Source organism: Pseudomonas sp. RA_15y_Pfl2_54 (assembly GCF_963971015.1).
Lineage (GTDB): Bacteria > Pseudomonadota > Gammaproteobacteria > Pseudomonadales > Pseudomonadaceae > Aquipseudomonas > Aquipseudomonas baetica_A.
Genome location: NZ_CAXAPN010000026.1, coordinates 13,487 through 36,383, shown reverse-complemented (window position 1 = coordinate 36,383; position 22,897 = coordinate 13,487). Strand labels below are relative to the sequence as shown.

The window sequence follows — 22,897 nt, the reverse complement described above, 5'->3', positions numbered from 1 at the left end:
TCGACGGCAAGCGCTGCCCGGAGAACCCCATGTCGATCCGATTGCTGTTGGCCGCTGTGTTGTCCCTCTGCGCTGTACCCGCCGCGCGCGCTGTCGAGTACACCCGGGTCAACACGCATGCCAGTCAGATCAGCTTCACCTACAGCCAGATGGGCTCGCCGATGTACGGGACCTTCGGCCAGTTCGACGCGACGCTGGACTTCGATACCGACAACCTCGCCAGCGCTCACACCTTCTTGCGCATCTACCTGAAGAGCATTGATGCCGGCAGCGAAGATGCCAATACCGAGCTAGTCAAATCGGCATGGTTCGACACCGGGAAATTCCCCGTGGCGGTGTTCGAATCGGGTCGCGTCAGCCAGGTTTCCGACAATCACTACCTGATCGACGGCAAACTCACCCTCAAGGGCATCACCCGCGAAGTGCAGGTGCCGGTGCAATTGAAATCAGGCAGCAATATCGGCATTTTCGACGGTGCATTGCTGCTCAAACGTGATGAGTTCGGCCTCGGCGCGGGGGAGTGGGCGGACACCTTTGTGTCCAGGGACATCGCTATCAAGTTCAAGATCGTGGCACCACAGCGCTGAGGTGCAGGCATGTCCTTTCAGTGGCTGCCAAACAACTGGCGGATCAGGTTGGGGGTGCTGCCGGTCCAGCGCTTGAATGAGCGGCGAAAGTTTGCCGCATCACTGAAACTCAGGTACTCGGCCACTTCCTCGTTGCTCATGCCTTTGACCTGATACAGGTACAGCGCGACGTGTTTGCGCACCAGGTCCACTTGTTGCTGGAACCCGGTGTTGTGTTTTTGCAGCTTGCGCTTGAGGGTGGCCGGGCTCATGGCGAAAACCTGTGCGGCTTGTTCCAGGCTTGGTGGCTGACGGACGTGATCCTGCAAGTGGCGATACAGGCAATCGGTGAAGCTTTCGGCAAAGCCCAATTGCTCGATCTGTCGCAAGGCTTCCTGGCGGGCGACCTGACCGGCCGTCGCCGATGCTCCCGGCCATGGCCGGGCGAGAAATTCCCGCGGAATGCGCATCAGATCCAGCGGTCGCTTGAACTGCGTGTGCTCGCCCAGGTGCACCCAATATTGCTCGACATAACGCGGTTCAGCGTGACTGAAACTGCATTCCCATGGCAGGCGTTGGCCGCTGAGCCACTGACTCATGGCCACCAGCGAAGTCATGCCTGCTTCCAGCAGAAACCGCCATTGCTCGCCGGCGCCGCAGCTGTCCAGCCAGTAGATGTAGGCAAAGCTGTCATCGAGTAACAGGCGCGGCGTCATCAATGGACTGAGCAGGGCCTGTTGCTGCACCAGTGTGTCAAGCGCTTGATGCAGGTTTTGTGCGTGGCGCAACGCATGGCTGGCGGCCCCGTAGTGCCCGGGCAGCAAGCGTTGACCGAACAGGAAACTGCTGTCATCGGCGTCGAGCAAACGGCGACTGTTACCGATCAGACCGAGAAACTGCTGCGCACTGAGGCGAGTCTGGCCGGCCAGAATGTCTTCGTGAAACAGCCCCGTGCCGCGTAGCAGCCGATGGCTGTCGATGTCCCGCGAGAGCGCCAGGTCGATCAGCGTTGCGGGTTGGTAATGCCCGGGAATGAAACGACTGTCGGTTTCGTACCAATTGGTTTTGACGGTCATGGTTGGCCTCAGGCGCTTTTGGCCAGCGGCGACTTGGCGCGTGCCAGCGCCAGGTTCAAGCGTTTGAGCAGCACTTCAGGCGTTTCCTCCAAAGCCATCACCACCGCTGTGCTGGCCGACAGTTGCAAGCGTTCGCCATGTTGCCGGGTCTTGTGCGCCAGGGCCTGCACGCTGAGTTGCAGTTCTTGCGCCAGCAGTTGCGCCTGACGCTCGCCGGTATTGGGTAGCAACACCACAAAACGGTCGCCGGCCAGACGACACAGCAGATCCTGACGGCGCAGGTTCAGCAGCAGCAAATGGCTGAGGGCTTGCAACACGGCATCGCCTTCGACATGCCCGTAGGCCTGATTGATCGCGGCGAAGTTATCCAGGTCGAGCACCAGCAACGACAGTGGTTGTTGCTGCACGAGGCTCTCGGCGAGGCTGGCGGTCAGTTGCCGTTTCAGGTAATCGGCGCTGCCCAGCGGAGTGAGTTTGTCGAACAGCCGATGCTCACGGAACAGTCGCTCGCGTTTCTCCATCTGCGCGCTGATTGCCAGTTGCTCACGGTGCCAGTGATAGATGCCGATGGTCAGCAGGATCATGCCCACGGGCATCGGCCCGGATTCGAGCCAGTGATCCCAAGCGATGCTGGCGGGCAGACGGATGAACTCGTCGAGCCAGTCGATCCACCAGGAAAAGAAAATGCAGCTCAGGCCCAGTGCCAGGTAGTTCGTGACCCGTCCGGCCGGGCGGCTTTTCAGCACTAGCCCCAGCCAGACCAGTGCCAGCAGCGCCGAACCGCCTTCGCCGATGATGTCCAGCCAGACCCACTCTCTGGACGATTTGAGCTCCCCGCACGCCAGAAGCAGGAGTAACCCGAGGTTGGCCGTCAGCAGCAGTGCGGCGAGTTTCCAACGGTGGGGTTTGAGCACTGAGAACATGGCCGCGATCCTTTGGCGAAAAAGCAATGCGCGCCAGCACAGCAGATGTTTGTGACAGCCGGGTGACGGTGGCGGGAGGTCGAATCAGCTCACTGAGGCAGGTGAATTTTTTCAAAAACACCTCCGGCCCTGTGGGAGCGGGCTTGCTCGCGAAGGCGTCGAGTCAGTCAACGCATCGCGCCATGACACACCGCCTTCGCGAGCAAGCCCACTGCCACAGAGAGAAGTCGTGTGCGCAAGAGGTCATTTCAGCTCATTTGTCGCGGTGAATGCCGGCAAACCCCCGGTTTACAGGGTCCTTCGCCCAACCCTGTCACAGAAGCGTCATGCCTCATCCCTAGCTTGCCCTTCCAGTTGCCGGGCCACTTGCCTGGCCTGACCGGACTCTTATGGGGGAGGACACACATGTACCAGCGCAGCAGTTATCCGCGCAGCGGCACCGTCGGGCTCTTCAGTTTCACCCTGACCGCTTTGGCCATGGCGATGACCAGCGAGCGCTTGCACGCTGCCGATGCCAGCGCCAATGTCGAACACGTCGAAGTGGTCGGCCAGGCGGCGAGCATCGACTCGGCGCTCAAGCAACAGCGTCGTTCCGACAATATCGAAAGCGTGGTGCATGCCGACGGCGTAGCGCAGTTGCCGGACGAGAACGTTGCCGAGGCGGTGCAGCGCTTGCCGGGCATCAGCGTTGAACGTGATCAGGGCGAAGGGCGCTTTGTCAGCGTGCGCGGCCTGGGGCCGGACCTGAACAGCGTGACCATCAACGGCACGCTGGTGCCATCCCCGCAAAGCGAACGCCGCGCCGTGGCCCTCGACGTCTTGCCTTCAGAGTTGGTGCAGTCGCTGTCCGTCATCAAGACCCTGACCCCGGACATGGACGCCAACTCGCTGGGTGGCACGGTCGATGTCAAAAGTCTTTCGGCGTTCGATCACAAAGGCTTGTTCTACACCGGCAGTACCGAGGCCAGCTATGACAAGAACACCCACCAGACCAGCCCCAAGTTCTCCGGCGCGGTCAGCGACCGATTCAGCCTCGGCGATGGCATCGACAACTTCGGTGTCGCCGCTGCGCTGAGTTGGCAAAAGCGCGATTTCGGCTCGGATAACGTCGAAACCGGCGGCGCCTGGGATTTTGCGCGCGGTGCGCAATTGGAAGAGTTCGAACAGCGTGACTACGACATCAGTCGCGAACGCACCGGCGGCGGCCTGAACTTCGATTACAAACCCGACGACCTCAGCAGCTATTACCTGCGCACGCTGTACAGCCGCTATAAGGACAGCGAGACACGCAACTCCACCAGCATCGAGTTTGCCGACCCGCAGGCTGCCGGCGTACTGGGCGATGCCGAAGGCAAACGCAAACTCAAGCAGCGCGAGGAGACCCAGGAAATTCAGTCTTACGTGTTCGGTGGCGAACGCATGATCGGTCTGTGGACGCTCAGCGGTCAGGCCGGCTACAGCCGTTCCAGCGAAGACAGCCCGGGCCACATCGCCAACGCGGCGTTCGAGGGCAATGACGATTTTGCCAACAGCGGTTTTTACAGCAACGACAAGCCGCGCCCGATCCTCGGTGAGGATTTCTACAACGCCAATCATTTCACGCTCGACAAGGTCGACTGGGAAAAGCAGAACACCACGGACACCGAGAAGAACCTGCGTCTGGATCTGGCCCGGGACTATGACTTGAGCGGTTATGCGTCTCAGGTCAAATTCGGCGGCAAAGTCAGCCGTCGTAACAAGGACAACGACCTCGATGCCTGGGTTTACAAAGACTTCGATGGGCTCGGTTTCAGCGACGATGCACTCAACCTCAGCCGCTTCGCCAAGGGCTCGGTGGATTATCGTCTCGGCCAGTTCGGGCCGGGGATCAGCACCCGTGCAATCAAAAACCTGATCGGCGGGCTGAACCCAGACGACTTCTATGACGAGACCGAATCAACGGTCAACGACTTCAAGATGAGCGAGGACATCAACGCCGGTTACCTGATGAACACGATCGATATCGATGATTGGCGGTTCATCGCCGGCCTGCGCTATGAGGGCACCGAGTTCGAAGCCAAAGGCACCGGGGCCACCGACGGTGACTTCCAGGCCACCGAGACCAAACGCCGTTATCACCACTGGTTGCCCGGCCTGCATGCGCGCTATCAACTGGATAAAAACACCCAGGTGCGTGCGGCATGGACCAAGTCCGTGGTGCGTCCGACGTTCGGCCAGCTCGCCCCGGGGTTTGTCATCGATGACGATGAAGCCACGTTCGGTAACCCGGATCTGAAACCGCTGGAGTCGAGCAACCTTGACCTGGGTATCGAGCACTACATGGACCATGCCGGCACGGTGTCGGCGTTCGTGTTCTACAAAGACATCAAGCACTTCGTCTACAACACGGATCTGGCCGGCTCGGGTGCCTGGGCCAGCTTCTCCGAAGCCCACAGCTTTGCCAACGGCGACAGCGCCAGACTCTATGGCCTGGAGTTGGCGTACTCGCAGAAATTCGATTGGTTGCCGGCACCTTGGAACGGTCTGTTACTGGGGGCCAACACCACCTTCAGCCGCTCGGATGCCGAGATCGAAGGCTTCGACGCCGCCAGTGGTCGTCACCGCAAACGCAGCATCGATCTGCCCAGCCAGTCCGACACGGTCGGCAACCTGATGCTCGGCTGGGAAAACGACAAGGTCAGCCTGCGCCTGTCGGCCAACTACAAATCCGATTACCTCTACGAATTGGCTTCGATCAATGACAAGGCGCATGACCTGCACGTTGATGCGCAGACCTTCGTCGACTTCAGCGCACGTTATTCACTGACGAAGGACCTGCAACTGAGTTTCGAGGCGCAAAACCTCACCGATCAGCCGTATTTCGTTTCCACCGGCAACCGTTCCTACAACGGCCAATACGAAGAATACGGCCCGACCTACAAGCTCGGCCTGACCTTCACCCACTTTTAATCCCCGGATGGCGGCCGGGTGCCGCCGTCGATCCACGCACGACAAGGATTCTGCGGTTCATGAGTATTTCTTTGCGACATAAACGCTGGCGACTGGGCGCACTGATCGCCCTGACCGCGAGCCAAGCGCTGGCCGCCACGCCGAGCCTGACACTCACTCCGTGGGCGCCGACACTCAAACTCCAAGCCTTGGGTTTTTTGCCGGGCGACGCACGGCTTGGCGTCAGTTTCACTGAAGGCTTGTTGGTGCTTGATGGCCAAGGCGCTGAACTGGCGCGTTTGCCCGGTTCTTTCAGCGGGTTGGACAGCCGCGCAGACGAACATCACGTCTGGGTCGCCAGCGTCGACAACGCCAGTCAGCGAGCGCTGGTAGTCAGCCTTGATCCGGCCCAACGGCAATGGGGCACGCCGCTGTACCTGCCGACCCGAGACTTCGCGGTCAACGGTTTGTGCCTGTACCGCGACAGCGCCGACAACCTGTTTGTGTTTCTGGTTGGCGAGGAGGGCAAGGGCGAGCAATGGCTGGTGGGTAACGGCGTCACGCTCAACACCCGGGCGCAACGGGTGCGGGGGCTGCCCCTGCCGCCGTCGGCGCAGTTTTGCCAGGTCGATGATGCTGCCGAGCAATTGGTGGTCAACGAAGAGAACGTCGGTTGGTGGGCGTATCCGGCCCATGCCGAAGCCGACGTGCAGCGCTCACCGGTCGCCCTGCGAGAACCGTTCGGCCAGATCAAAGGCGAGGCGGGTGCCATGGCGTTGGTAGCGGGTGGCATTATCGGCCTCGACCCGAAAGCCGCGCAGTTGCACCTCTACCAGCAACAGGCGCAGGGCTGGTCGGCACAAGCGACGTTGCCGTTGTCGGGCTTGAAGGAGCCGGAAAATCTGGCCGTGCGCCAAACCGCCAAAGGTCTGCAAGTGCTGATCCGCGACGATGACGATGGACGCGCCTATCAAGGCCATCTCGACTGGCAAGCCACACCGGTTGCGTTGCCACCGAAGCTGCCCGATGTCGCGGCGCAGGTGCAGAGCGATCCGGTCGCACGTCAGGGCGATGCGGCAGATGACCCGGCCATTTGGGTGCATCCGCAGCAGCCATCGCTGAGTCGCGTATTGGGCACCAATAAAAAACAGGGTCTGCTGGTGTATGACCTGCAAGGCAAGCAGGTGCAGGAGTTGCCGGTCGGACGCCTGAACAACGTCGATGTGCGCCCCCACTTCAAACTCGGCGCGCTAACGGTCGATCTGGCCGTGGCCAGCCATCGCGATCACAACAGCCTCAGCCTGTTCGCCATCGACCGCCAAAGCGGCGAGTTGCGCGATATCGGCGAAGTGCCCACACCGTTGAACGACATTTACGGCCTCTGCCTGTTTCAACCGGCCAGCGGTGAGATCTACGCCATCGCCAACGACAAGGACGGCACCTTCCTGCAATACCGCCTCGACGCTGCGAACGGCCAGGTTCAGGGCGAGTTGGTGCGCCGCTTCAAGGTCGACAGCCAGCCCGAGGGTTGCGTCGCCGACGATCAGCGCCAGCGCCTGTTTATCGGCGAAGAGGATGTCGGTGTCTGGGCGGTAGACGCCCGCGCTGATCAGCCGGCGACCCTCACCAGTGTGATCAAGGTCGGTGGGTTGCTGCACGCGGATGTCGAAGGTCTGGCGCTCTATCAGAGTCTGGCGCGGGACTATCTGGTGGTGTCCAGCCAGGGCAACGACAGCTATCTGGTGCTGGATGCCGAGCCTCCGTTTGCTGTGCAGGGTGCATTGCGCGTCGGGCTCAACGCGGCGGCGGGCATTGACGGGGCGTCGGAAACCGATGGCCTGGAAGTGACGTCGGTCAACCTCGGTGGGCCATGGAGCCAAGGCATGTTGGTAGTGCAGGACGGTCGCAATCGGATGCCCGAGCAAAGCCAGAACTTCAAGTTCGTGCCGTGGGCCGAGGTCAGCAAAGCGCTGAAATTACCCTGATCCGTCATCAACCGGTCATCACTTTTTCATCGAATAACGGCGCGGTCGTTGCTCCGGCAACACCGGCCATCGCTCACAAGGAGTTTCACCATGCAGGCCACGCTCGAACACATGACTATCTGGGGACTGATCAGCGACGCCAGCCTTCTGGTTAAAGCCGTGATGCTGACGCTGTTGCTGGCATCGGTACTCAGTTGGTACCTGATCATTCAGCGCAGCCGCGTGCTGCAGCGGCGCGACCGCCAGTTGAACGGTTTCATCCAGCGCTTTCGCCGGGCCCCCGAACTGTTGCCGCTGTACCGCGAAACGGCGCAGGTTCAGGAGGTCGAGGCCGGCATCGAGCCCATCTTCAATGCCGGATTCGCCGAGTTTCGTCACCTCAATCAGCACGCGGACAGCCATGCCGATGCGGTGCAGGAAGGGGTCGAGCGCGCGCTGCATGTCGCGATCAGTGAGCAGGAATTGCAACTGGAAAAGGGTTTGCAGTTTCTCGCCACGGTCGGTTCGGTCAGCCCTTACATCGGTTTGTTCGGCACCGTGTGGGGGATCATGAATTCGTTTCTCGGTTTGTCTCAGGTGCAGCAGGCCACGTTGTCGACGGTCGCGCCGGGTATCGCCGAAGCGTTGATCGCGACGGCCATCGGCCTGTTTGCGGCGATCCCGGCGGTCATCGCTTACAACCGTTTTGCCGCACGTAGCCAAACGCTGCTGACGCGTTACTACGCCTTTGGCAACGAATTGCAAGTGCGTCTGCATCGCCAGTTGCACGGTGCGCCAATGAATCTCGCCGCTGCGGCCTGAACAGGAGAAACACGATGTTAGTCAGGCCGCAACGCAAGCACGGACCCAAAGCTGAAATGAACGTGGTGCCATACATCGACGTGATGTTAGTGCTGTTGGTGATTTTCATGGTGACCGCGCCGATGTTGACTCAAGGTGTGAAAGTCGAGTTGCCGAAGATCGCCAGTGAAGCCTTGGCCAACGACACGCGCCAGCCGATTCTGACGCTGTCGGTGAAAGCTGAGGGCGGCTACTTCTGGAACCTGGGTGGCGAACTCGATACGCAGCACCAGACCGACAGCGCCGTGGCACTCGACGAGATGCGCGCCAAGGTCGAACAGATTGTCGCGCAACGCCCGGATACGCAGGTCTATATCCGCGCTGACAAGGACGCCGGTTACGGCAGCGTCGTGGCCGCCATGGCCGCGTTGCAGCAGGGCGGCGTGAGCAATCTCGGGCTGGTGACCGAGGCGCCGCAATGACGGTGACGACCCCGCACAGTCCGGCAACGATTGCCGCGCCGATGCCGCGCAACGACTTCTGGCAACACAGCCTCGCAGCGACGCTGGCGGTTGCCTTGCACGCAATGGTACTGGTGTTGTTGATCAGCGCCTGGTCGCCGTCCGCCCCGGCGGTCAAACCGCCACGGGTGTTGACCACGCAACTGGTGATGGTTGCGCCGTCAGTCGCACAACCTCCTGAGCCTGAACCGACGCCGGCGCCCATCATTGAGCCGCAGGCGACTGCGCCGGTCGAACCCGTCAAGCCTAAGGCCGAGCCGGCACCTCAAACGCAAAAAATCGAGCAGGCCGCCTTGGCGCGCAAGCGGGTAGAAGAGCGCAAGCGCGAACAACTGGCCGAGCAACAGCGCGAGCAACTGCAGGCGCGCAAGCGTGCAGATGACGCCGCGCAACAACGTCTGGCACAACAACAGGCCGCGCAACAACAAGCGCGTCAGGCGCAACAGGCCGAACACGCTCGCCAGCAGGCCCTCGCCGACAGCCGCCAATACTTGCCGCTGAGCAAAGAGGCGCCAGAGTATCCAGAGCGCGCCCTGGACAAAAACATCCAGGGTGATTGTTCGGTGCAATACACCGTCAACCCGCAAGGTCGGGTGGAAAACGCCAAGGTGCTCGACGGCTGCCATCCGTTGTTCATTCGCCCGTCACTGGCGGCGGTGCAAACCTTCCGCTATCAGCCGCGGATCATTGACGGCGTCGCTGTGTCGGTGCCGGCGGTACGCAATACCTTTCATTACCGGATCAAGTGAGTGGGGCGGCGTCATCCCGGTGACTGACGCCGCCCCTCAACAGTCAATACGCCCGCCAGTGACCCGGTATCCAGCGCCATTGATGACCGCCCCAACGGTAGTGACCGGCGACCCAGTGATAACCCGGCGCCGGCATGACCGGCACCACTTCTACCAGCGGCGGTGGCCGATGCGGTCGGGGGGGCGCGACGACACAGCCCGAGAGGGTAATGGCCACCAGTGTGAAGGCAAGCAGGGATTTAACGGTTTTCGACATGATGGTGTTCCCGCAAAGTGATCGGTTCAGGCGCGTGGCAATCAACGCACCCAGTGCCCTTCAACCCACAACCCGTTCGACCCTCGTGCCTGCCAGAGCCAATGGCCACAGCCGCCAGGTTTATTGCCATTTGGACAGGGAACGCAAAACCTTCATGACAACGCCTCAAGGCCTGCGCAGGGAGTGAGCGCAGTTGAAGAATTGGACGCTGTAACGGCAAAAAATCCCGTTTGGGCTAGATGAAATTTTTGTCAGGAAGGCTTTGCTGGGGGGCCTGTTGGATGGGTGCTGAACACGTTGGCCTCTACGCGAGCAAGCCCGCACACAGGAGAGATGCGCTCGAATGTGTGCGGGCTTGCTCGCGAAAGCGCCGGTTCAGTCAGCACAGATACAGGCTGAGCGGACGCTCAAGGTATGATGTCGCGGTTTCCCGCCGGAGTTCACCCGCCATGCCACGCATCACCCACTACAAAACCCCATGCCCTGAGGGCATCAACAGCCAGATTCTGCAAATGGTTGTCGACTATCTGACCGACATCAGCGCCGTGGGCCTGGGCCCGAGCAACCTGCTGTACAACGTCTATCAGTATGCGGTCGGCTATGAGGTGCATCTGTATCTGGAAGCGTTGAATGGCGAGAAGGGCACCGAGGTGGAACTGCTGGTTGCCACCGATGAGCACGACCCGGAGCAGGTGATCGGTTTCCTCTTGTACCTGCCGGTGCAGGGCGACTGGCAAGCGTGCAGCGTCGCCTACATGGCCGTGCGCGAAGGTCATCGGCGTCAGGGCGTGGCGCGGGCCATGATCGGTGAAATGGTCGGGCGTTATCCCCACGCCGAACTGGCTTGCAGCATCGGCAAGGTCCCGTATTTCGAAGCGCTGGGCTTTGAGGTGATCGGTCAGCGCGAGACGCAAGTGCTGATGAGTACGCGGCATTACCGCAGCAACGGCTTGCATGGGTTCATCGACACCATGCCGATCTACCGTTCGCTGGAGGTGCAGCAGATCCACACCTACCTGCTACAGAAAAACGGTAAGCGCGCCATGCTCGACGCCGAGAAACAGCGCGATCGGCATCTGGATCAAACCATCCGTCATACCGAGGAATTTGTTCGTCAGCGGTTGACCGTGCACTGATCGCGGCGACTCGAAGTCTTTGCTCCCTCGGATTTGGGAAGTGTCAGTCGATGCGCCGGAAGACCAGGGCCTTCAGGCCGCTTTCAGGGTCGATATCCGGGAACTCCGGCGGATTCTCCAGGCGTTTTTCAAAGCGCAGACTCGGCGCTTGCTGCGTAACCCCGTCAATCAGAAAGTCCGAACCCAACGACGGATCGTTCATGCACGCCAGCACCGTGCCTTGCGCGCTCAGCAGTTCCGGCAAGCGTCGCAGCACGCGTTGGTAATCCTTGGTCAGCAAGAAACTGCCTTTCTGGAATGACGGCGGATCGATGATCACCAGATCGTAAGGGCCGCTGTTGATCACTTTGCCCCAGGACTTGAACAGGTCGTGGCCGAGAAAAGTGACGTTGCTCACATCATGGCCGTTGAGCCGATGATTGTCGCGGCCGCGGCTCAGCGCGGCGCGGGACATGTCGAGGTTGACCACATGGCTGGCGCCACCCTCGATGGCCGCCACGGAGAAACCGCAGGTGTAGGCGAACAGATTCAGCACCCGCTTGCCCGCCGCCTGGTCGCGTACCCAGTCACGCCCGTAACGCATGTCGAGAAACAGCCCGGCGTTTTGCTTGCGCCCCAGATCGACGCGGTACTGCAAACCGCCCTCGACGATGGTCATTTCGTCGAGCTCATCGCCCAGCAGCCATTCGGCGGTGCTTTGTGGCAAGTAGCGATGCTGGATCAGCAACGTGTGCGCGCCGCATTGCTGCCACTCGCTCGAACCGCTGATGTCCAGCAGCAACCCCTTGAGGTTTTCCAGTTGTTCAGGCTCCGGCTCCTTGAACAGCGACACCAGCACCACGCCTTGCAGCCAGTCCACGGTGAGCTGTTCCAGCCCCGGCCAGCAACGCCCGCGCCCATGAAAAAGGCGACGGGTCTCACTGGGTGCCGCCGCCAGTGCAGGCAGCAAATGGGCGTGGAGGGTGGCGAGGGCTTGAGGGTTCATCAGTCACGGTCGGCCAGCAAAAGGGCCGGCATTTTAACCACAATTGCGCCGTTGCGAACGCTTGTCGCGAGTAGGTAAATACGACGTTCTTGAAAAGGCCTGTATCAAAAATGAATTTCTACAGAACCCGCCGCTCATACCAGATAAGCAGCGGATTAAAGCCGCTAAATCGTTAATGCAATTCAGGGAGTGCAGTTTCATGTGCCCAACACCCACGGCGGACGCGCACCTTCCTGGCGGATTGATTCTGGTCGTTGAGGATGATCCGTTGATTCTGGAGTTTCTTTGCGAAATTCTTCAGGAGGAAGGTTTCAAGGTCGAGCCACAGACGAGCGCTGATGCCGCCTCGCAATATCTGGAGGAGCACGCGCCAGACGTGGCGCTGTTGCTCACCGACATCACCATGCCCGGCACCCTTAATGGCGCCGACCTGGCTAACCTTGTCGGCGATCGTTGGCCGGAAAAACCGGTGATGGTCATGTCCGGTTATGAAACGCCCGAGACTTCCGGGGTCAAGCATTCGGTGGCGTTTATCAAAAAGCCCTGGGCCATCGGTCAATTGCTCGACTGTGTCGACACGGCAATCAAGTCCAAGGCACCGCGCCTGCACTGACAAGTGCTACATTGCCGGGCACATTTGCCCGGCCCCTTGCCAGAGGATGCGAACTTTTGCCTGCTCACAAATCTGTTTTTGACCGCGCGTTCGGCGCCTTCCTGTTCGACATGGACGGCACCGTCCTCAATTCCATCGCCGCCGCCGAGCGGATCTGGTCAGCCTGGGCTGTGCGCCATGGTGTGGACGTTGAAACGTTCTTGCCGACCCTTCATGGCGCGCGAGCCATCGACACCCTCCATCGTTTGAACCTGCCGGGGGTGAATGCCGAAGAACAAGCGGCGTTCATCACCGAGGCGGAAATCGGCGACGTTGAAGGTATTGTCGAGATTCCCGGTGCAGCGGCATTCCTCAACAGCCTGCCTGCCGAGCGCTGGGCCATCGTCACCTCGGCGCCGCGGGATCTGGCCTTGCGGCGGATGGCGGCGGCGGGCATTCCCGAGCCTGCGGTGATGATTACTGCCGAGAATGTGAAGGCCGGTAAACCGGATCCGGCGGGCTATCTTCTGGCCGCCAGGCGACTGGGCGTTGAACCCCGCGACTGCCTGATTTTCGAAGATGCCACCGTCGGCATCCAGGCTGGCGAGGCAGCGGGTGCACCGTTGATGATCATCACCACAACGCATCAACATCCGCTTGAAACGTCGCACGCGACTTTGGCCAGTTACGACAAGCTTCAGCTCACGGTCGATGACGACGGTCATCTGCACCTGCGATCCAACTGATTTACGCTTTCAGGCGATTGTGGTCGACGCAAGCCCTTTGAGCTTGCCCGCGAAGCTGACGGCACCGTTTCCAGCCTCCGATTACCTGGCGACCCTCAAGGTCCAGGCCCAAGGGCAGGGCGCACGAGTGACGTGGTTGGGGCGCTTGACCGGCAAAGGCGTGAGCGATGAGGAAGTGGTGGCACTGTTCAACGTTATCTATCAGGGCGGCCTTGAGGCCCTGCGGGCCAATTACCCGGTTTAATGATCATGGACAAAGAACCGTGGGAGCGGGCTTGCTCGCGAAAGCAGAGTGTCAGTCGCCGGAGGGATTGACTGATACGGCCCCTTCGCGAGCAAGCCTGCATACAGAGGGTGAATGTCAGGCATTAGTGATCAAACGCTGCCGGCAATCGAGCACCAGTTTTGCCCCAGCCAAATCACTGCTGCCCACCTCGAGATGGAAGCCATGCAAGCTGACAATCGCCGCGACGATCGACAGCCCAAGGCCAAAGCCACTCTGCGGTTGCCCACCCTCGGCGCGGTAGAAACGCTGGAACACCGCCTCACGCTCGGCCTCTGGGATTCCCGGTCCTGAGTCGTGTACTTCGATGCGCGTGTGCCCGGCATCATTCACGCCACGCAACATCACCGTGCCGCCGGCCGGCGTGAACTTGATCGAGTTGCTCAGCAGATTCGCCAAAGCTTCGAACAACAACGCTCGGTCGCCATTGAGCGGGGGCAGGGTCTGCGGCATGTTCAGCACGAAACGCAGCTCGCCTTCTTCTGCCAGCGGCAGGTAAAACGCGTGCAGTTCTTCCAGCAGCAAGACCGGGTCAAGTTCGACAAACCCTGAGCGTCGCTGGCGATCCTCCAATTCGGAAATCCGCAACAACCCGCGAAACCGCGCCATCAGCGTATCGGCCTCGGCCAATACCAGGTCCAGTTGCGCCGCTTCTGGCGAGCCTTCACCGGCCTGCTGCTGGATGCGATACAACTGCGCCCGCAGTCGGGTCAATGGCGTGCGCAGATCATGGGCAATGTTGTCGCACACGCCTTTGACTTCATTCATCAGCCGTTCGATGCGCTCAAGCATGGCGTTGACGATGGCGGCGAGCATGTCCAGCTCATCACGGCGATTGGACAGCGGCAAGCGGTGGGTCAGGTCACCGGCGACAATGGCTTGCGCGCTGTCCTGAATCGCACGAATGCGCCGCAATGGCCGGCGCCGCAGCAAGTGCCAACCGGCAATCCCCGGCAAAATCGTCAGTGACACGCCCCAGAACAGCGCGTGCAGGATGATCCGCGTTACCGCGAACAGCGAGCCGTTGTCACGCAGCAGGACCAGCCAGCGTCCGTCGCGGGTTTGCGTCGCGACGGCGTCGCAGCTGTCGGCCGGCAGGGTCGGATCATCGGAATCGGCGCAGTTGGCCAGCATGTGGATCTTGCCGTCCAGTGGCAGGCCTTCAGGAATTTGCTGCAAGGCACCGCCGAGGTACCTGCCGTGCGTGTCGAACAGCCCGTAGGCGTCGATACCGCGAATATCGAAGGTCATGCTCGCAGCGAGCGCTTCTTCGAGTTGTTCGCCGAGAAAGTGCGAAAACAGATGCTGACGTTGCATCAGCGAATGCTTGGCAAGGTTGTCGAGGTAGCCGGAAACCTCGTAATACATGACCCCCATGAGGATCGCGCTCCAGGCCACGAACAGCGAACTGTACAGCGCCAGCAAGCGGCTGCTGGAGGAACGCCAGCCGTCAGACGGGTTCGGCAATGACATAACCGGAGCCCCGTACCGTGCGGATCAGCGGAACGTTGCCCGCAGCGTCGATCTTCTTGCGCAACCGGCCGATGTGGACGTCGATCAGGTTGGTGCCGGGGTCGAAGTGATAACCCCAGACCTCTTCGAAAATCATCATTCGCGAGAGGATCTGCCCGCTGTTGCGCATCAGAAATTCCAGCAGCTTGTATTCGGTCGGCAGTAGCGTCAGCACTTGCTCGGCGCGCCGTGCTTCGTGGCTGATCAGGTCCAGCTCAAGGTCCGCGACCTGCAACGTCGTTGCCTGGGTGGCGCCGCTGTGCTGGCGACGCAGCAACACTTCAACCCGTGCCGCCATCTCGTCGGTGGCGAACGGTTTGGTCAGGTAGTCATCGCCACCGGCGCGCAAGCCGCGCACGCGCTCATCGACATCGGACAGGGCGCTGATCATCAGAATGGGCGTGGCCACGCCCATGGTGCGCAGGGTGGTGACGATGGCCAGGCCATCAAGCTCGGGCAGCATGCGGTCGAGGGTGATCAGGTCATAGTGACCACTGGCGGCGCGCGCGAGGCCTTCGCGGCCATTGTCGACCCAATCCACGTCCAGGCCGTGGCTGCTGAGTTCGGCGACGATTTCCCGGGCGGTCACGGCGTCGTCTTCGATGGTCAAAATTCGCGTCATAGGGCAGGCCTTGATCGGTTCAAACGGAATGGCAGCATTTTGCCAAGAAATTTCCGTCACGCTTTAAATTAACTTTCATGTAGGGGCTGTCACAAACGCACAGAACGGCGCGTTGTGGCGGCCAGTGCCAATGCATAAAACCCGTACAAAAATCCCTTACTTTGCAAATTGCAATGCCCTGAGAAGTTCATCTTTTATAAGTAATTGAAAATAAAGAATTTATTTGTTGTTGGTGAATGGCACGGTCACTGCAATTCCCGTTGTGACCAGTTGTAACACCATTTTTCATGCCTGGAGCAGAACAACAATGAATAGATCCTCTGATGGGCTTTATCCTGCCTACGAACAGTCCAGCAGCGTTTCAGGTGTGTCCTGGGGCGCGATTTTCGCAGGTGCCGCGGCGGCCGCGGCCCTGTCGATGATTCTGGTGCTGCTGGGCTTTGGTTTGGGTTTCTCTGCCGTTTCACCATGGGCCGGGGAGGGCGTCAGCGCCAAGGGCTTGGGCATTTCGACCATCATCTGGTTGGCGGTGACGCAAATCATCGCATCCGGCATGGGCGGTTATATTGCCGGTCGCCTGCGGGTGAAGTGGGCAAACATGCACGGTGACGAGGTTTACTTTCGTGACACCGCCCATGGTTTCCTCGCCTGGTGTGTGGCAACGCTGGTGACGGCGATCCTCGTGGTCGGTTCGGTCAGCAGCGTCATCAGTGGCGGCGTGCAGGCCGGTGCCAGTGTGGCCAGTGGCGCCGCCAGCGCCATGACCCAAGCGGCCGGTACTGCGGCGGCGAACACCAACAGCAATCAATATGGCTACTTCATTGACAGCCTGTTCCGTGATGATCGCCCAGCCTCCGTCAGCGATGACGCGGCGCACGGCGCCGTGGCGCGGATCTTCGCGCAAAGCCTGGCCAACGGTCAGCTCAGTACCGAAGACCGTACCTACCTTGCGCAACTGGTCGCACAACGCACCAACCTGACTCAGGCCGATGCCGAGCGCCGTGTCGATGAGGTCTACGCCCGTACCCAGAAAGCTCTTGCCGACGCCAAAGTCAAAGCTCAACAAGCCGCCGACACCGCCGCCAAAGTCGCTGCCTGGACGTCGCTGTGGATGTTCATCGCGCTGCTGGCCGGTGCGTTCTTCGCCAGCCTCGCAGCCACGTTCGGCGGCCGCCGCCGCGATGCGGTCGAGTACGTTGAAGTCGACACGTACGCCACCACTACCACACTGCCCCCAGTCCGTTAAAAAGGGAGAATCACCATGCGCTCACTTCTGCTGTTTTTCCTCGGCGTACCGATCCCGATCATCATCCTGATCGCTCTGTTCGTGCACTGATTGCTTGATTGAGGCTTATGCCTGGGCCGCTTCCACCTTCGGGTGGCAGCGGCTTTTTGCTTTCTGGGTGACCAACGGTGAGAATCGCCGGCGGAAGTGGATTGGCCGCTTTCACTGTCAGTTAAGGATGAGCTCGTTGGACAAGAAGGAAATCAAGCGGCAACTGGTCGAGATGCTCGACGCTGGCCGCTCCAAAACTGAAACCTTCAAGGCGCTCTCGGGTGGGAAGGTCAAGGATCGGGTGTTGGCTGCATGGATTGGCGGGCGGCCTGACCCCGCTCTCAGAGAGCGTCATTCACTCAAGGTCACGATTCTGGTGGTGCTGACCTGCATTCAGGCATTGATCGGCGCCTTTGCCGGGTTCTTCCTGCTGTATGAAGTCAGTGCGGGCATGGCCCTGATAGTCATGCTGTTGGCGGGCGGCATTCCCTTGTTGTTCGCGTGGGGCTTCTACAAGAACATTGCTGCGGTTTACACCGTCTACGTGATCCTGACGATCAGCCAGTTGTCGCGCATGTTCAAGGGCTTCGATGAAGACCCGGTGTCTACCCTGATCGGCGTTGGCATCACCCTGGCGATAGTGGGCTACGCGGCCTGGCTGAAAACGCTGCTGTTTCCGGACCTGGGATTCATCGGTGCGAAAAAGATCAAAGGGCAGTTCGTCTTCTCCAACTGATCGTTGAACAATCCGACTGCTTTCACTGGCCTGGATCAATATTTTTCCTGGCGATTTCGCCTAACTTAAATGATCCAGGCCTTTGCTGAGCAATGAACTACATTGCTTGTCGCGCACCTCGCTGTGCTGACGAAGTATCCGCGTCGACGCCCTATTCACAGAAAAAAACGCGTCGACACGGTGTAGTGCAGCAAGGAGCTGACACAACCTCAACCGAACCTTCACGGATGAACACCGCAATGCACTGCCTAGAACGAACCTTTGATATCCAGCCCTTGGCCCAAGCGGATATGACCGTCCACATCAACGGCCAACCGATCACCGCCGCCATCGGCGAAACCGTCCTCAGCGTTATTCAATCCCTCGGTGTGCGCCAGATTGCACGCAACGATCATGACCAGATCAGCGGCGCCTACTGCGGCATGGGCGTGTGCCAGTGCTGCCTGGTGAAAATCAATGGCCGGCACAAACGCCGTGCCTGTCAGACCGTGGTGCGTGACGGCATGCAGATCGAAACCCAGGTCAACCGCATCGCCGGGCAGGAGGTCGTATGAGCCTGCAACCGGTCATCGTCGGCGGTGGGCCGGCGGGAATGGCAGCGGCCATCGAACTGGCGCGCCACGGGGTGCGCTGCACGTTGCTCGAAGAAGCTTCGCGCCTGGGCGGTGTGGTCTATCGCGGCCCGCTGCGTGATGGCGTGCAACTGGATTATCTGGGGCCGCGTTACGCCGAAGCACTGGGCAAACTGCACGGCGAATTCCAGGAGCAAGCCGGCCTGATCGACGTGCGCCTAAACCATCGAGTGGTCGGCGCCGAGGGCACCCGTGCACTGGTGGTGCTGGATGGCGACGAGCAACTGCACGAGATCCACTACCCGCAATTGCTGCTCGCTGCGGGTTGCCATGAACGCAGCGTGCCGTTTCCCGGTTGGACGCTGCCGGGAGTGATCATGCTTGGCGGCCTGCAATTGCAAATCAAGAGTGGCGTGGTCAAGCCGCAGGGGCCGGTGGTAATCGCCGGCACCGGGCCGTTGCTGCCGCTGGTGGCGACTCAGTTGCACGCTTCTGGCGTGAAGGTTGCGGGGGTGTATGAGGCTTGTGCATTCGGCAAGATCGCCCGCGAGAGCCTGGCGCTGCTGAACAAGCCGCAACTGTTCCTCGACGGCTTGAGCATGCTCGCTTACCTGAAACTACACGGCATCGCGATGAATTACGGTTGGGGCGTGGTCGAAGCCCACGGCGAGGGCGAACTGAAAAGCGTCAGCGTCGCCCCGTACTCGGCCACTTGGGAGCCGGACATGTCCCGCGTCGAGCGCTTTGAAGCCAAGACCCTGGCGGTCGGCTACGGATTCATTCCACGCACCCAACTCAGCCAGCAAATGGGCCTGGAGCACGGCTTCAGTGACGACGGTTACCTGCGCGCCAACGCGAACATCTGGCAGCAAAGCAACGAACCGCATGTGCATCTGGCCGGCGACATGGGCGGCATTCGCGGTGGTGAAGCGGCAATGCTCGCCGGCAAGATCGCCGCGACGTCGATCCTGCTGCAACGTGGTGTCCTCGACGAGGAACTGGCCCGCGTGCGCCGTGATCGTTATCTGGGCAAACTCAAAGCCATCGTGCGTTTCCGTGCGGCGGTGGATCGTTATACCGAACGAGGCGTCGGCCAGACCGCGCTACCGGCTCCAGACACCGTAATCTGCCGTTGCGAGCACGCGACCCGTGCCGACATCGATCGTGCGCTGGAGCAGGGTGTTCAAGACATCGCCAGCCTGAAAATGCGTACCCGCGTAAGCATGGGCGATTGCCAGGGGCGCATGTGCGTCGGCTATTGCAGTGACAGACTGCGCCAGGCCACCGGGCGCAAGGACGTCGGTTGGCTGCGCCCACGTTTCCCGATTGACCCGATCCCTTTTTCCGCTTTTCAGAATATCGGCACGGAGGCCGCTTCCCATGAGTAAGTTCTATGACGTGGTCATTGCCGGTGGCGGCGTAATCGGGGCGTCCTGCGCCTATCAATTGTCCAAACGCAAAAACCTCAAGGTCGCGCTGATCGATGCCAAGCGCCCGGGCAACGCGACCCGCGCTTCGGCCGGCGGTTTGTGGGCCATCGGCGAGTCGGTTGGCCTGGGGTGCGGGGTGATTTTCTTCCGCATGATGTCGGCCAACCGCAAGCGCGAAACCCAGGGCGCGGCGGTGGCGGTGGACGCCAGCACGCCGCACATCCTGCCCGAATCGTTCTTCGATTTCGCCTTGCAATCCAACGCGCTTTACCCGGCGTTGCACCGCGAGTTGAAGGACAACCACGGCATGGATTTCAAGTTCGAGAAGACCGGGCTGAAATTCGTGATTTATGACGACGAGGATCGGCTCTACGCCGAACACATCGTCGGCTGCATTGCGCATCTGGCCGATCAGGTGCGCTGGCTTGATCAAGCCGCACTGCGCGAAGCGGAACCGAGCGTCAGCCATGAAGCGCGAGGGGCGCTGGAGTTTCTCTGCGATCACCAGGTCAGCCCGTTCCGCCTCGCCGATGCCTACATGGAAGGCGCGCGGCAGAACGGTGTGGACATCTACGTCAACACCAACGTCACAGGCGTGTTGCACCACGGCACCCGCGTGACCGGCGTGCAAACGACTGAGGCGGGTGTGTTCCACTGCAAAACGCTGATCAACGCGGGCGGCGCCTGGGCGGCGGATTTGAGTGAGTGGGCGACCGGCATCCGCATCCCGGTAAAACCGGTAAAAGGCCAGATTCTGCTGACCGAGCGCATGCCGAAGATCCTCAACGGTTGCCTGACCACCAGCGACTGCTACGTGGCGCAAAAGGACAACGGCGAGATCCTGATCGGTAGCACCACCGAAGACAAAGGCTTCGATGTCACCACCACCTACCCGGAAATCGCCGGGCTGGTGCAGGGCGCGGTGCGCTGCCTGCCGGAGCTTGAGGACGTCAATCTCAAACGCACCTGGGCGGGGTTGCGTCCGGGGTCGCCCGATGAGTTGCCGATCCTTGGGCCGATGCGCGGGGTGGAGGGCTATCTGAATGCCTGCGGACATTTTCGCACCGGCATTCTGACTTCGGCGATTACCGGTGTATTGCTGGACAAACTGGTCAACGATGAGCCCTTGCCGCTGGACATCACACCGTTTCTGGCGGATCGGTTTGAAGTGGCACCGGTCGAGCCAGCGCTCGAATTAGAGATGGCCTGACCTAAGCAAGCCAGTTCCCACAGTGATCGAGTCGTACCAGCATTCTGTACACGACGCGAAACCCTGTGGGAGCGGGCTTGCCCGCGATGGCGGCCCGCGCGGCGCCTGATTCTCAGGCCTGGCGCGATTCTTCTTCCAACTGATCCGATTCAAACAAGCGTGCCAGTTCTGCCCGGGCTTCCTGGGCGGTTTGCAGGACTTTGGCCGCGTCGTCGTAGACCGCGTGTTGCGCCTCCAGCACCTGTTCGTCGTGGTGCTTGAAGCGCTTGATCCGCGCATCGGCCTGAGCGTGTGTCAACCCAAGACCGACCAACGTGCGCCGGCTCATTTCCAGGCTCGAATAGTAAGTCTCTCGAATCGCTTCAGCGCCGATATCCACCAAGCGGTGCACATGCTGACGGTTACGCGCCCGGGCGATGATCTTCATGTGCGGGTAGAGCTTGCGCACGACTTCGGCGGTCTTGATGTTGGTGTCCGGATCATCCGTGGCAATCACGAAATATTCCGCCTCGCCGACCTTGGCGGCGTTGAGGATTTCCGGGCGCATCGGGTCGCCATAAAACACCGGCACGCCGCCGAAACTGCGCGACAGTTCGATGGTTTCCACCGAGGTGTCCAGCGCCACGAACTTGATGTTCTGTGCCCGCAGAATCCGCGCCACGATCTGGCCCATCCGGCCCATGCCCGCGATCACCACGCGCGGTGCATCGGTTTCGATTTCACGGAATTTTTCCGGCACCTCCACCGGTTGCACTTTGGGGCTGACCAGTCGTGCGCAGACCAACAGCAGCAACGGCGTCACCGCCATCGACAGGGTGATGGTCAGCACCAGCAAGTCATACAGGCGCGGCTCGAACAGGCCTTGATCGCGGCCGATCTTGAACACCACAAAGGCAAATTCACCACCGGCCGCCAGAACGATGCCGAGACGAATGGCACTGATCTTGTTCAAGCCTCCGGCCAGACGGCCCACCACAAACAGCAACGGCAGCTTCAAACCGATCAGCAGCAGCGTCAGCCCCAATACCGTGAACGGCGCGTTCAGCAGCAGACTGAGGTTGGCGCCCATGCCCACACTGATGAAAAACAGCCCGAGCAGCAGGCCTTTGAACGGTTCGATCTGCGCTTCCAGTTCATGGCGATACTCCGAATCCGCCAGCAGCAGGCCGGCAAGAAACGCTCCCAACGCCATCGACACACCGACCAGATCCATCAACCACGCCGTGCCGATCACCACCAGCAACGCCGTGGCGGTGGACACCTCCGGCAACCCGGTTTTCGCCACCACACGGAACACCGGACGCAACAGGTAGCGCCCGCCCACCACCACCACAGCGATCCCGCCGAGCACCTGTAACGCGTGATTCAGACTCTCGGCACTGCTGGTGTTTTCGGCGCTGCCGGCGAGCATGGGCACCAGCGCAATCAACGGGATCGCGGCGATGTCCTGAAACAGCAAAATCGCAAACGCCAGGCGCCCGTGAGGGCTGGTCAGTTCCTTGCGTTCAGCCAGGCTTTGCAGGCCGAACGCGGTGGACGACAGCGCCAGGCCAAGGCCCAGCACAATCGCGCTGTTGAGCGGCTGACCGAAGACCGAAAGCGCCAGCACGCCAATCACCGAAGCGGTCAGCAGCACCTGCGCCAGACCAACGCCAAACACCGATTTGCGCATCACCCACAACCGTCGCGGCGACAACTCAAGGCCGATGATGAACAGCAGCAACACCACGCCCAGTTCCGATATATGCGCAACGCTTTGCGGATTGCCGATCAGGCCCAGCACCGACGGGCCGATGATCACCCCGGCAAGCAGATAACCGATCACCGCGCCCAATTGCAGGCGCTTGGCCAGTGGCACGGTAAGTACGGCGGCGAACAGAAACACGACAGCGGCTTGCAACAGATTGCCTTCATGGGGCATTGAATGACTCCTGACAGCGGTACGGCGGGGGCGACAAGGATAAGGTCTAGGCAGACCTCCAATCCACTGAAGATCCACTGTGGGAGCGGGCT

Annotated in this window: 22 protein-coding genes; 15 read left to right on the top strand and 7 right to left on the bottom strand. The window is 60.7% G+C overall.

Translation table 11 applies throughout. The features are described 5' to 3' along the window. Positions 1 to 29: 29 nt before the first annotated feature. Positions 30 to 587, top strand: a complete 558-nt coding sequence (locus tag AACY50_RS18875; RefSeq protein WP_339464571.1) for a YceI family protein — start codon at positions 30 to 32, stop codon at positions 585 to 587. A 17-nt stretch (positions 588 to 604) separates the two neighbouring features. On the opposite strand, the gene AACY50_RS18870 is transcribed toward AACY50_RS18875, so the two are convergent. Both AACY50_RS18870 and AACY50_RS18865 read right to left on the bottom strand, forming a co-directional pair. Further along, positions 605 to 1,642 (bottom strand): AraC family transcriptional regulator ligand-binding domain-containing protein, encoded by a 1,038-nt coding sequence (locus AACY50_RS18870; RefSeq protein WP_339433848.1) that lies wholly within the window; start codon positions 1,640 to 1,642, stop codon positions 605 to 607. An 8-nt stretch (positions 1,643 to 1,650) separates the two neighbouring features. Then, entirely contained in the window at positions 1,651 to 2,565 is a 915-nt protein-coding gene (locus tag AACY50_RS18865; protein WP_339539000.1) for a GGDEF domain-containing protein, read from the bottom strand. A gap of 405 nt (positions 2,566 to 2,970) precedes the next feature. Between AACY50_RS18865 and AACY50_RS18860 the strand changes: the two genes are divergently transcribed. From AACY50_RS18860 to AACY50_RS18840, 5 genes are all read left to right on the top strand, one after another. Beyond that, positions 2,971 to 5,514: a TonB-dependent receptor gene (locus AACY50_RS18860; protein ID WP_339538999.1), complete on the top strand. Its 2,544-nt coding sequence runs from the start codon at positions 2,971 to 2,973 to the stop codon at positions 5,512 to 5,514. 59 nt (positions 5,515 to 5,573) lie between these two features. Continuing rightward, on the top strand, positions 5,574 to 7,478 hold the full coding sequence (locus AACY50_RS18855; protein ID WP_339507817.1) for a phytase: 1,905 nt from the start codon (positions 5,574 to 5,576) through the stop codon (positions 7,476 to 7,478). A 90-nt stretch (positions 7,479 to 7,568) separates the two neighbouring features. Next, positions 7,569 to 8,279 (top strand): protein TolQ, encoded by a 711-nt coding sequence (gene tolQ, locus AACY50_RS18850; protein ID WP_339538998.1) that lies wholly within the window; start codon positions 7,569 to 7,571, stop codon positions 8,277 to 8,279. Between the two features lie 14 nt (positions 8,280 to 8,293). After that, positions 8,294 to 8,740 (top strand): protein TolR, encoded by a 447-nt coding sequence (gene tolR / locus AACY50_RS18845; protein ID WP_339433843.1) that lies wholly within the window; start codon positions 8,294 to 8,296, stop codon positions 8,738 to 8,740. Further along, entirely contained in the window at positions 8,737 to 9,528 is a 792-nt protein-coding gene (locus tag AACY50_RS18840) for an energy transducer TonB (RefSeq protein WP_339538996.1), read from the top strand. The genes tolR and AACY50_RS18840 overlap by 4 nt, the downstream gene beginning before the upstream one ends. 43 nt (positions 9,529 to 9,571) lie before the next feature. Here AACY50_RS18840 and AACY50_RS18835 read toward each other — a convergent pair whose 3' ends face one another. After that, positions 9,572 to 9,784: a YXWGXW repeat-containing protein gene (locus tag AACY50_RS18835; RefSeq protein ID WP_339433841.1), complete on the bottom strand. Its 213-nt coding sequence runs from the start codon at positions 9,782 to 9,784 to the stop codon at positions 9,572 to 9,574. A 449-nt stretch (positions 9,785 to 10,233) separates the two neighbouring features. On the opposite strand from AACY50_RS18835, the gene AACY50_RS18830 reads away from it, so the two are divergent. Next, entirely contained in the window at positions 10,234 to 10,920 is a 687-nt protein-coding gene (locus AACY50_RS18830) for a GNAT family N-acetyltransferase (protein WP_339433840.1), read from the top strand. 43 nt (positions 10,921 to 10,963) lie between these two features. Here AACY50_RS18830 and AACY50_RS18825 read toward each other — a convergent pair whose 3' ends face one another. After that, on the bottom strand, positions 10,964 to 11,905 hold the full coding sequence (locus AACY50_RS18825) for a class I SAM-dependent methyltransferase (protein ID WP_339433839.1): 942 nt from the start codon (positions 11,903 to 11,905) through the stop codon (positions 10,964 to 10,966). 199 nt (positions 11,906 to 12,104) lie between these two features. On the opposite strand from AACY50_RS18825, the gene AACY50_RS18820 reads away from it, so the two are divergent. Genes AACY50_RS18820 through AACY50_RS18810 form a run of 3 tightly spaced genes read left to right on the top strand, consistent with a single transcriptional unit; the run spans position 12,105 to position 13,487 of the window. After that, the gene (locus AACY50_RS18820) at positions 12,105 to 12,518 is read left to right on the top strand and encodes a response regulator (protein WP_339433838.1); all 414 of its coding nucleotides are present in this window, start codon (positions 12,105 to 12,107) and stop codon (positions 12,516 to 12,518) included. A 56-nt stretch (positions 12,519 to 12,574) separates the two neighbouring features. Then, positions 12,575 to 13,243, top strand: a complete 669-nt coding sequence (locus AACY50_RS18815; RefSeq protein WP_339538995.1) for an HAD family hydrolase — start codon at positions 12,575 to 12,577, stop codon at positions 13,241 to 13,243. Continuing rightward, positions 13,209 to 13,487: an SRPBCC family protein gene (locus AACY50_RS18810; RefSeq protein WP_339538994.1), complete on the top strand. Its 279-nt coding sequence runs from the start codon at positions 13,209 to 13,211 to the stop codon at positions 13,485 to 13,487. The genes AACY50_RS18815 and AACY50_RS18810 overlap by 35 nt, the downstream gene beginning before the upstream one ends. Positions 13,488 to 13,604: 117 nt before the next feature. On the opposite strand, the gene AACY50_RS18805 is transcribed toward AACY50_RS18810, so the two are convergent. After that, a complete protein-coding gene (locus AACY50_RS18805) occupies positions 13,605 to 14,999 on the bottom strand; it encodes a sensor histidine kinase (RefSeq protein WP_339433835.1) in 1,395 nt (464 codons plus the stop codon). Continuing rightward, complete coding sequence (locus tag AACY50_RS18800) at positions 14,977 to 15,660, bottom strand: response regulator transcription factor (protein ID WP_221734329.1); 684 nt, start codon at positions 15,658 to 15,660, stop codon at positions 14,977 to 14,979. The genes AACY50_RS18805 and AACY50_RS18800 overlap by 23 nt, the downstream gene beginning before the upstream one ends. Before the next feature lie 307 nt (positions 15,661 to 15,967). On the opposite strand from AACY50_RS18800, the gene AACY50_RS18795 reads away from it, so the two are divergent. The 5 genes from AACY50_RS18795 (at position 15,968) to hcnC (ending at position 20,884) form a co-directional block, all read left to right on the top strand. After that, positions 15,968 to 16,906 carry a hypothetical protein gene (locus tag AACY50_RS18795; protein WP_339464559.1) on the top strand — a complete coding sequence of 313 codons (939 nt, stop codon included), beginning with the start codon at positions 15,968 to 15,970 and terminating at the stop codon, positions 16,904 to 16,906. Positions 16,907 to 17,132: 226 nt separating this feature from the next. Further along, positions 17,133 to 17,672: a hypothetical protein gene (locus AACY50_RS18790; protein ID WP_339464558.1), complete on the top strand. Its 540-nt coding sequence runs from the start codon at positions 17,133 to 17,135 to the stop codon at positions 17,670 to 17,672. A gap of 239 nt (positions 17,673 to 17,911) precedes the next feature. After that, the gene (locus AACY50_RS18785) at positions 17,912 to 18,226 is read left to right on the top strand and encodes a (2Fe-2S)-binding protein (RefSeq protein WP_339433832.1); all 315 of its coding nucleotides are present in this window, start codon (positions 17,912 to 17,914) and stop codon (positions 18,224 to 18,226) included. Then, on the top strand, positions 18,223 to 19,632 hold the full coding sequence (gene hcnB / locus AACY50_RS18780; protein ID WP_339433831.1) for a cyanide-forming glycine dehydrogenase subunit HcnB: 1,410 nt from the start codon (positions 18,223 to 18,225) through the stop codon (positions 19,630 to 19,632). The genes AACY50_RS18785 and hcnB overlap by 4 nt, the downstream gene beginning before the upstream one ends. Next, the gene (hcnC, locus tag AACY50_RS18775; protein WP_339433830.1) at positions 19,625 to 20,884 is read left to right on the top strand and encodes a cyanide-forming glycine dehydrogenase subunit HcnC; all 1,260 of its coding nucleotides are present in this window, start codon (positions 19,625 to 19,627) and stop codon (positions 20,882 to 20,884) included. Before hcnB ends, hcnC begins: the two co-directional genes overlap by 8 nt. A 112-nt stretch (positions 20,885 to 20,996) precedes the next feature. On the opposite strand, the gene AACY50_RS18770 is transcribed toward hcnC, so the two are convergent. Then, positions 20,997 to 22,805: a monovalent cation:proton antiporter-2 (CPA2) family protein gene (locus AACY50_RS18770; protein WP_339433829.1), complete on the bottom strand. Its 1,809-nt coding sequence runs from the start codon at positions 22,803 to 22,805 to the stop codon at positions 20,997 to 20,999. Between the last annotated feature and the right edge of the window lie 92 nt (positions 22,806 to 22,897).

Excerpts from the sequence above, each read along its gene's own strand:
- AACY50_RS18810 (WP_339538994.1), top strand. The coding sequence starts at position 13,209 with ATGACGACGGTCATCTGCACCTGCGATCCAACTGATTTACGCTTTCAG.
- AACY50_RS18855 (WP_339507817.1), top strand. The coding sequence starts at position 5,574 with ATGAGTATTTCTTTGCGACATAAACGCTGGCGACTGGGCGCACTGATC.
- AACY50_RS18875 (WP_339464571.1), top strand. The coding sequence starts at position 30 with ATGTCGATCCGATTGCTGTTGGCCGCTGTGTTGTCCCTCTGCGCTGTA.
- AACY50_RS18860 (WP_339538999.1), top strand. The coding sequence starts at position 2,971 with ATGTACCAGCGCAGCAGTTATCCGCGCAGCGGCACCGTCGGGCTCTTC.
- hcnB (WP_339433831.1), top strand. The coding sequence starts at position 18,223 with ATGAGCCTGCAACCGGTCATCGTCGGCGGTGGGCCGGCGGGAATGGCA.
- AACY50_RS18820 (WP_339433838.1), top strand. The coding sequence starts at position 12,105 with ATGTGCCCAACACCCACGGCGGACGCGCACCTTCCTGGCGGATTGATT.
- AACY50_RS18805 (WP_339433835.1), bottom strand. The coding sequence starts at position 14,999 with ATGTCATTGCCGAACCCGTCTGACGGCTGGCGTTCCTCCAGCAGCCGC.
- AACY50_RS18840 (WP_339538996.1), top strand. The coding sequence starts at position 8,737 with ATGACGGTGACGACCCCGCACAGTCCGGCAACGATTGCCGCGCCGATG.
- AACY50_RS18800 (WP_221734329.1), bottom strand. The coding sequence starts at position 15,660 with ATGACGCGAATTTTGACCATCGAAGACGACGCCGTGACCGCCCGGGAA.
- AACY50_RS18865 (WP_339539000.1), bottom strand. The coding sequence starts at position 2,565 with ATGTTCTCAGTGCTCAAACCCCACCGTTGGAAACTCGCCGCACTGCTG.
- hcnC (WP_339433830.1), top strand. The coding sequence starts at position 19,625 with ATGAGTAAGTTCTATGACGTGGTCATTGCCGGTGGCGGCGTAATCGGG.
- AACY50_RS18795 (WP_339464559.1), top strand. The coding sequence starts at position 15,968 with ATGAATAGATCCTCTGATGGGCTTTATCCTGCCTACGAACAGTCCAGC.
- AACY50_RS18825 (WP_339433839.1), bottom strand. The coding sequence starts at position 11,905 with ATGAACCCTCAAGCCCTCGCCACCCTCCACGCCCATTTGCTGCCTGCA.
- AACY50_RS18870 (WP_339433848.1), bottom strand. The coding sequence starts at position 1,642 with ATGACCGTCAAAACCAATTGGTACGAAACCGACAGTCGTTTCATTCCC.
- AACY50_RS18770 (WP_339433829.1), bottom strand. The coding sequence starts at position 22,805 with ATGCCCCATGAAGGCAATCTGTTGCAAGCCGCTGTCGTGTTTCTGTTC.
- AACY50_RS18830 (WP_339433840.1), top strand. The coding sequence starts at position 10,234 with ATGCCACGCATCACCCACTACAAAACCCCATGCCCTGAGGGCATCAAC.
- AACY50_RS18835 (WP_339433841.1), bottom strand. The coding sequence starts at position 9,784 with ATGTCGAAAACCGTTAAATCCCTGCTTGCCTTCACACTGGTGGCCATT.
- AACY50_RS18785 (WP_339433832.1), top strand. The coding sequence starts at position 17,912 with ATGCACTGCCTAGAACGAACCTTTGATATCCAGCCCTTGGCCCAAGCG.
- tolR (WP_339433843.1), top strand. The coding sequence starts at position 8,294 with ATGTTAGTCAGGCCGCAACGCAAGCACGGACCCAAAGCTGAAATGAAC.
- tolQ (WP_339538998.1), top strand. The coding sequence starts at position 7,569 with ATGCAGGCCACGCTCGAACACATGACTATCTGGGGACTGATCAGCGAC.